Source organism: Nodularia sp. UHCC 0506 (assembly GCF_034931045.1).
Taxonomy (GTDB): Bacteria; Cyanobacteriota; Cyanobacteriia; order Cyanobacteriales; family Nostocaceae; genus Nodularia.
This window is the reverse complement of the sequence record NZ_JAYGHH010000014.1, coordinates 1-8,513: the sequence shown is the minus strand read 5'-3', so window position 1 is coordinate 8,513 and position 8,513 is coordinate 1. Positions and strand designations below refer to the sequence as shown.

The 8,513-nt window shown below is 42.2% G+C and carries 6 protein-coding genes; 3 read left to right on the top strand and 3 right to left on the bottom strand.

Annotation, left to right across the window (positions count from 1 at the left end):
- Nucleotides 1-86 precede the first annotated feature (86 nt).
- Nucleotides 87-749 carry a GIY-YIG nuclease family protein gene (locus VB654_RS10850; protein ID WP_323213730.1) on the top strand — a complete coding sequence of 221 codons (663 nt, stop codon included), beginning with the start codon at nucleotides 87-89 and terminating at the stop codon, nucleotides 747-749.
- A 138-nt stretch (nucleotides 750-887) separates the two neighbouring features.
- On the opposite strand, the gene rpe is transcribed toward VB654_RS10850, so the two are convergent.
- Nucleotides 888-1,595, bottom strand: coding sequence for a ribulose-phosphate 3-epimerase (gene rpe, locus VB654_RS10845; RefSeq protein WP_323213729.1), 708 nt, complete (start codon nucleotides 1,593-1,595; stop codon nucleotides 888-890).
- Nucleotides 1,596-1,773: 178 nt separating this feature from the next.
- Between rpe and VB654_RS10840 the strand changes: the two genes are divergently transcribed.
- Complete coding sequence (locus tag VB654_RS10840) at nucleotides 1,774-3,378, top strand: S8 family serine peptidase (RefSeq protein ID WP_323213728.1); 1,605 nt, start codon at nucleotides 1,774-1,776, stop codon at nucleotides 3,376-3,378.
- Nucleotides 3,379-4,107: 729 nt separating this feature from the next.
- Complete coding sequence (tmk, locus tag VB654_RS10835) at nucleotides 4,108-4,737, top strand: dTMP kinase (RefSeq protein WP_323213727.1); 630 nt, start codon at nucleotides 4,108-4,110, stop codon at nucleotides 4,735-4,737.
- Nucleotides 4,738-4,794: 57 nt separating this feature from the next.
- Here the strand turns inward: tmk and dacB are convergent, their stop codons facing one another.
- Both dacB and ilvB read right to left on the bottom strand, forming a co-directional pair.
- Nucleotides 4,795-6,258: a D-alanyl-D-alanine carboxypeptidase/D-alanyl-D-alanine-endopeptidase gene (gene dacB / locus VB654_RS10830; protein WP_323213726.1), complete on the bottom strand. Its 1,464-nt coding sequence runs from the start codon at nucleotides 6,256-6,258 to the stop codon at nucleotides 4,795-4,797.
- Between the two features lie 172 nt (nucleotides 6,259-6,430).
- Complete coding sequence (ilvB, locus tag VB654_RS10825; protein WP_323213725.1) at nucleotides 6,431-8,329, bottom strand: biosynthetic-type acetolactate synthase large subunit; 1,899 nt, start codon at nucleotides 8,327-8,329, stop codon at nucleotides 6,431-6,433.
- Nucleotides 8,330-8,513: the final 184 nt, after the last annotated feature.

Sequence of the window (8,513 nt, the reverse complement as noted above, 5' to 3'; positions counted from 1 at the left end):
GATGCAATTTTTTTGGGGATGTGAGTAAATTTAAGGTTCAATGTTTTTGAGGGCATCGATAATCAATAATACAGGGATTAACTGTGATGGAATCTGAGAAAAATTTGCCAATTGAGCATCAAAATGTACCAGTCAACCACCGTGGTTTACATGAATTTTTGTACAGTTCTGACGATGAACACAATACCACTGAAGTGGCTGTAACGCCTGTATTTGCAAATGATGGGGCAGAAATTATGCCTCTTGAAACTTGGCGCATGGCTGACCAAAATGCTAAAGTTGCCGGAGTTTATGCGGTTTTGGATGCAGAAAACCAAACCCAGTATATTGGCTATTCCCGGAATGTGTTGCTTTCTCTCAACAGTCATGTTAGCCAATATGGTGAGCAAAAATGCGCTTTTGTGCGTGTGCAGACTTTTAAGTTTCCCAAACGTCAAGATATGGAAGATTTGCAAGATGTTTGGATTAGAGAACTAGAAACTACACCACCTGGAAATGCTGCTGAAGGTGGAATGTGGGCGAGTACGGTAGGTGAGGCAGCTAAGGTGGTAATGTCAGAGGTGGAACGCCAAGCTTATGAGGAGAAAAAGTTAAAATTGCGGAAAGCAATGGCTGATTCAAGTTTGTCTCAGGGAATAGAAAAGGTGGATGCGAGTGTCGCAAAACGTCAGGTTCAACTCGAAGCAGCTGTGAAAAATGATGACTGGAGTTCAGTCATTGACGCGCAGACAGAGGAAACTAAATCTTAGCCCGGATTTCTGACAATAATTTCACCGATTTGAATAGAAAATAGCCGTTATCCCCGACGATAGAATAAAATAATAGAACCTCCCGAATTCAATTGGGGAGGTTCTCAAGTGACTGAAATTTATTTATTTGGCGAAATATTAAACCTTTGCCAATTCTGGCGCAGGACGCTTACTGTTACGAATAGATGACACAGCTTCAGCGTAATCTGGGGCTTTAAATACAGCTGAACCAGCAACAATTGCATTAGCACCAGCTTCCAAAACTTGCCAAGTATTATTAGCCTTGAGTCCCCCATCGACTTCAATCCAGGGGTCTAAACCGCGTTCGTCACACATTTGGCGCAATTGGCGAATTTTTGGCAACACACCGGGGATAAAGCTTTGACCTCCAAAACCGGGGTTAACGCTCATAATCAGTACTAAGTCGCATAGGTCTAGAACGTGTTCAATTAGCACTAAAGGAGTACCGGGGTTGAGGACAACGCCAGCTTTCTTTCCTAGTTCCTTAATTTGTCCCAATGTTCGATGCAGGTGGGGGGAAGCATTATGCTCGCAATGTACGGAAATAATATCAGCTCCCGCTTTAGCAAAATCTTCTACATACTTTTCTGGTTCTACAATCATTAAGTGGACATCCAGTGGTTTGGTTGTCACTGGGCGAATCGCCTCCACAACCAGAGGACCGATGGTAATGTTAGGTACGAAGCGACCATCCATTACATCAACATGAATCCAATCTGCTCCGGCGGCATCTACAGCCCGGATTTCGTCGCCTAGACGACTAAAATTGGCTGATAAGATAGATGGAGAGATCACAATGGGCTTTTGAGCTGGTTTTTGGGTCATGGTTAGTGGGTTTTAAAGCGTTCTCGTCTGTAAGCATTGTAACAAAATATTGAGCCAATCCTGATAATTTTGATCCCACCCGGTTAAAAGTACGAAAGAAATACTCCTGAACAGGGAAGCAAAAAAAATTATCTTGATAAACAATAACTAATAACAACTCATTACGAACAACTAGACAATGGGTAAAAAACTAAGCTGGATAGTTTGGGGATTGAGTGCTTCTTGTTTAAGTGCGCCTGTATTAGCTTCAGCTTTACAAAATCCTTTAGGTGCTAATGGCATTGATGCTCTGAGATTACACCAACCTCCTTATAATTTACTGGGGCGCAAGATTGCTATTGGTCAGGTAGAAATTGGTCGTCCGGGAATGTTTGGCTGGGATAAGGCTGTATCTCAAAATCGTGCCGTATCATTAGCGGGTGTGTTTATGCGCGATGGACCGGCTAAATCTAATACTGCTGTTGACTCACACGCCTATAATGTTGCTGGTGTTATGGTCAGTCGAGACAAAGCTTTTCCTGGAGTTGCTCCAAAGGCGCAGTTGTATTCGTCTGCTGTGGGTTCTACAAGAAACATGGGGCAAGCGGAAGAGTGTTTGACGGCACAACATATAGCCTTACAAAATGGTGATGATGTCCGTGCTATTAACTTCAGCTTCGGTGAACCTCTGAGCCGTGACCCACGTCCTGATGCGGTTTTAGATGGTAATGCTTTACTAACTTTATGTCTTGATTGGTCTAGTCGCGTTCATGATGTTTTGTATGCGATCGCGGGGAACCAAGGCAGAGGGGGTATTCCTATTCCTACAGATAATTATAACGGACTCAACGTTGCTTTTTCATCCCCCAGAAGAGGTATTTTTAATAAAGTTGACGTTTCTAATTTGGCGGCTGTTAACCAGGGTGCTACGGCTCGGTTAGCTGGTAAGGAGTTTAATATTGATGGTCGTCGTTCTATTGGTTTGGTTGCACCAGGAAGTAATATTCCGATGCTGAATCCAGATGGTAAGTTGAATAAGGTGACAGGAACAAGCTTTGCTGCGCCTCAAGTTACGGCTACTGTGGCTTTGTTGCAAGAATTTAGTGACCGACAACTACAAAATCAACAACGTAATTGGAGTATTGATGCTCGCCGTCATCAAGTGATGAAGGCTGTATTATTGAATTCCGCCGACAAGCTGCAAGATAGTGGTGATGGCTTACGCCTGGGAATGACTCGGACGCTGATTGATAAACAAAATCAAAACTGGTTAAAATCTGATGCTTATCAAGATTCCCAAATTCCTTTGGATGCTCAAATGGGAACTGGTCATTTAAATACTTTTCGGGCTTATCAGCAATTTAGCTCTGGTCAATGGCGAGCATCAAGTACAGTCCGTAGTATTGGTTGGAATTATGGCACGGTAGATGTTGGATCTACGGTGGATTATGCCTTGGATAAACCTTTAAAAAAGGACAGTTTTGTGAATATTACTCTGATTTGGAATCGGTTAGTGGAGTTAAATGATACAAATAAAAACCAGAGATATGATGTGGATGAAAGTTTTAGCGATCGCGGTTTGAATAACCTCGACCTATACTTAATCAAGGCAGATGCTCAAAATTCAGATACTGGTGTTGCTTGCTCATCAGTCAGTAAAATTGACAGTGTAGAACATATTTTCTGCCCCGTTCCGGCTACTGGAAACTATAAAATCCGTGTTCAGTTTCGTGAACAGGTCAACGAAGCAACTCAATCCTATGGTTTAGCTTGGTGGAGTGTTGCCAAATCTGCTTCAGATTAAAACAGGAATAATGTCAGTGGTGGACTGACACAGCTAAATTCGTGCCTTATTGTGGAATTTTAGCCAGCCCAGAACCGGGAAAATTATCAGCCACTATTTTAGTCCGGTCATACGACTACTGACTACTGGCTCAGGTTGGTAATGATTAGATCATTTGTGTATACAGGGTAGCTCTGACACAAGAAGAGTGGAGTTTTAATGGCGACTAAGCACAGTGCATTATTTATAACTAAGTTTAGTTCATAAACTGTCACGAATAAAATGTTCGATTTTATCCTAGAAGAGCTACTATTGATATAGTGCAAGGAGTGCTACCACTTCACACAATGTTTGTTACAAGTAATTCTGGCAATGCTTCTCGTCAAGAAATCTTGCCGTTTGCAAATGTGGCATCAAACAAGTGAACTGGTATATGCTTTTACAGAAAAGTACTTGAGTAATCCAAATTCTCAAGTGCTTTTTTGTGTATAAAAACTAAAGTAAAAACATTGATTGTTGTTTGTAGAATTGCTTTGATATCCAGTGTTTAAACGCAAACCGAGTCTTGCTCTAGCAAAAGGTTAAGTTATGAGTATAAACCCAGTTAATTCAAAGCTTTAAGCGTTTAGCATTGTTCCCAGTGATATGACTACGGCTATAAAAATTAATTCATTTGAGGTAAAGTTAAGCCTCCGGGTCAAACTTAATTCAAATGTTCATAAACCAGTATATTTAAACTAACTTAAAAACATGGGTGGCAAGTTAATTGTATTTGAAGGGGTAGAAGGCTGCGGCAAAACTAGCCAAATGCAGTTTTGTTGTGAATGGTTGCAACATTTAGGTATCTCCGTGGTTGTAACGCGTGAACCGGGAGGAACAGAGTTAGGCTTACATCTCCGCCGCCTTTTACTGGAGAAAGTCGAGAATAAATCAATTTCTGAGGTGACAGAATTATTATTGTATGCTGCTGACCGGGCGCAACACGTTGAACAAGAACTGAAACCAAATTTAGCAGAGGGGAAATATATATTGTGCGATCGCTATACTGATTCTACCACTGCCTACCAAGGTTATGGTCGGGGTTTGAACATGAGTTTAATTAATCAACTTAACTATATTGCCACTTCTGGGTTAGAAAGTGACTTAACTATTTGGCTAGATGTTGATGTGGAAGTGGGACTTGCCAGAAAACAAGGCGATGGAGTAGGATTAGACCGGATTGAACAAGAAACTATCGCTTTTCATCGGCGTGTGCAGCAAGGATATGCCGAGTTAGCTGCATCTTATCCATCTAGAATTGTCAGGGTTGATGGTAGTTTAACTCAAGCAGCAGTGCAAGACATAATTCAGGGAATTTTGCGGGACAAGTTGGAATTATGAGTTGATTTCACGCAGAGACGCACCAGGCGCACAGAGGAAGAGCTATCCTTGTTTGTGTTAACAGCGCTGTAATTGTGTTAGTAAAACGACAATTTCATCTATTGATTGGCGCACAACCCTAGCTGGTTGTTCAGAATGATTGACAATTATACTGAAAGCTAAAGGTTGATAATTGGGTGCATTCACATATCCTGAGAGGGAAACTACACCTGTCATAGTACCTGTTTTGGCTTGGACAATTTCTACAGCCGGAGTATCACGCAAACGATTTCTTAATGTTCCGCTAACACCCGCAACAGGTAAAGAAGCCCGAAAAATTTCTGCTTGTGGTGATTTTGTCATGGCCTGTAAAGTTTGCACCAAAGCTTGGGGACTAATTAAGTTTTTGCGAGATAACCCAGAACCATCTACTAATATGTAACTTGTGGGATCTACTCCTAATTGAGTTAAAGTAGTCTTGACAACTGCTAAACCTGCGTCGGCTGTAGTTTGATTAGTTTTTTCTGGTTGTTTAATCGCTAAAGTCCTTAATAAAGCTTCAGCATACAAATTATTACTATTAATATTTGTCTCTTTTAACAACTCAGATAAAGATGGTGATTCCACTGCGGCTAGTTCTCGGTCATTTTTTGCACTAGTACCGTATGACATTTGATTCACAGAAATTCCTGATTTCACCAAAGTTTGGCGGAAGTGACGCAAGAAATTTTGCACGGGATCAAAAACAGCGACCGCTCTCATAGTAGAGTTAGAATTTACAGCCATCTGTCCTTGAATTCGCAGCATTGGCCCTCTTAAACCCCGGCTAACTGCAACAAAACCCGATTCATCTTTTTGAGTAGTTATAGAATTATTTTCCACTAGCCATTGATATGCTTCCACCGGTTCATTCCATTTGAGTTGTAATGGTTTTCCTATGGTTTGGGGCGAAACCGTCAATAGAGAAGCATTTTCATTGACAATTAAACTGTTAACCGGCGCGCCATAATAAGCCGCTAAATCTTCCCATTCCCAACTAGGATGAATAATTTCACCTTGAAAATAACTATCATCAGCAATCAACTGGTTAACTTGCGTAATTCCTTGTTGCTGTAATTGTTTAGCTAGTTCTTGCAGTTGTGGTACTTTTAAACTGGGGTCTCCTCTACCGACTACACGCAAAACACCATTGCCATCTTGATAAACAGAGGTACGAATGCGAAAATCTGCACCCAATTGTTGTAATGCTGCGGCTGTTGTTAATAATTTGGTGTTAGAAGCTGGATTAAAGTATTTTTCAGCATCACGACTATAAAGAATTTGTTCATTAGCGAGATTTTTGACTAAAATTCCCCAACGCACTCGCCTAAATTCCGGGCTATTTGTGATGGTGTCTACGGCTGATTTTAACTGGGCGGGACAAATTGTGTTTGTGGTAATTGCCGGTGTGACTGGTGTTTGTGCTTTGGCTGTTTGTTGGGTGACAGCAATTTTAGTAATCAGAAACAGCGACAATAAGCCAATGGTAATTTTTTTAGACATTAATATAATTCGTAGTTCGTAATTCGTAATTCGTAATTTTTTTCTATGACAAAAAAGCAAGGGATTTGTTCCTATGCCAACATCTTGCACCTATAGCAATAACCGAAATATCCCCGACCTCTTGAAGAATTCGGGGATCTGAACCTCTGCTAAATTATTTCAGGTACATCACCTATAATTTAGTCCCACACTCAGAACAAAAGTTATGGGTAGGAGGGTTTGTTGTCCCGCAATGGCTACAGGAAACTGGTTCGACTACGGCTTTTGGTGGCTGTATAGGCAAACCAATCATTTGAGCGTTGCTTTTGCCTGGGGCTACCATTGGATAACAGTTTTCGTCTCTGGTGACTCGAATATCAACCACAACGGGGCCATCATGTGCTATCATCTGTGCGATCGCATCTTTTAACTGATCACGACTGCTAATTACCATGCCCTTAATGCCATAAGCTTTGGTTAAAAACTCAATGTCTGGCATCCCGACTTCCATATTGGAAGATGAATAACGCTCACCATAAAAGGCTTGTTGCCACTGGCGCACCATCCCTTGCCAACCGTTGTTTAAAATTACAGTCTTGACATTAATACCGTACTGTGCTAGTGTTCCCAATTCTTGCAAACACATCTGGAAACTAGCATCACCACTGATACAGATGACTTCTTCATCAGGGAATGCGACTTTTGCACCCATAGCCGCCGGGACACCAAAACCCATTGTTCCTAACCCAGCACTAGAAATCCAACGTCTGGGGCCATTTTTCAGGAATTGTGCTGCCCACATTTGATGTTGACCAACGTCTGTGGTGTAAAACGCGTGGGGGGCTTGGCGACCAATTTCCACAATCACCTCTTGGGGTGAAATGCTATCGGGATGTTGAGGCACTTGTAGGGGGTAGTCTTGCCGCCAACGGTTAACTAAATTCAACCATTCTTGATTTTTGTGTGGTATGTGTTTAATGCCTGTTTCTTGACAGCGACGTAACAAGTCAACTAAGACATGACGCACATCACCGACAATCGGGACTTCAGGAACTCTATTTTTACCAACTTCTGCGGGGTCGATGTCAATGTGAATGACTTTGGCATGGGAAGCGAATTCATCTAATTTACCAGTAACGCGATCGTCAAATCTCGCACCAACGCAGATTAACAAGTCGCAATCTGTCACGGCAAAGTTAGCGTAAGCAGTACCGTGCATTCCCAACATTCCCACAGACAAGGGATGATGCTCGTCGAATGCACCGATACCCATTAAGGTTGTAGTGACTGGGATATTAAATAACTCAGCTAGTTCTTTAATTTCTGAGTGGGCGTTAGAGGCGATCGCTCCACCACCAACATACAATAAGGGACGGCTACTGTTACGAATTAACTTAATTGCCGCATTGATTTGCCGAGGATTTCCCTTCACAGTGGGACGATAACCCCTTAATTTCACAGTTCCCGGTTCCACGGGTACATAGTCACATTCTTCTAAAGCCACATCTTTAGGCACATCAATCAAAACTGGACCTGGTCGTCCAGTGCTGGCGATGTGGAAAGCTTCAGCCACAATGCGCGCCATGTCTTTGGGGTCGCGCACTACATAAGAGTGTTTGACTATTGGTAGGGTAATTCCGTAAATATCTGTTTCTTGAAACGCATCAGTACCAATTGATGCCCGTGGCACTTGTCCTGTCACCACAATCATGGGGATGGAGTCCATGTAGGCTGTAGCGATACCTGTGACTAAATTTGTTGCCCCAGGGCCAGAAGTACCGAAGCATATTCCCACCTTGCCAGTAGCACGGGCATAGCCATCGGCGGCGTGAGCTGCGCCTTGTTCGTGCCGGACTAAAATGTGTTTAATAGCACCAGTTGATTCTACTTTATAGAGGTCATCGTAAATTGGCAGGATTGCCCCACCAGGATAACCAAAAATGTATTCAACTTCATGGCGGATGAGGCTGTCAAGTAGAGCAAAACCACCAGTTTCACGCTTGGGCGCGACGACTGGCGATTGAGTCACACCAGACTGATTGTGATTTTCGGTTTGTGGGAGACTAGTTAAGGATGGCAAGCGCACGGTCACGGTCAAACCTCAGACGATAGCTAAGTTAACGCGTAAATTCTGTATTTAGTATTCCATTTTAATGGAAAAGTTGAATTTAATCTCGCTATTAAAATATAAAATTTGACATAAACAAAGGATTGCTGTGATTTAGCAAAGCAATTGCCTAGAAAAACCAACTTAATCCCATAATAGCTAATTATCC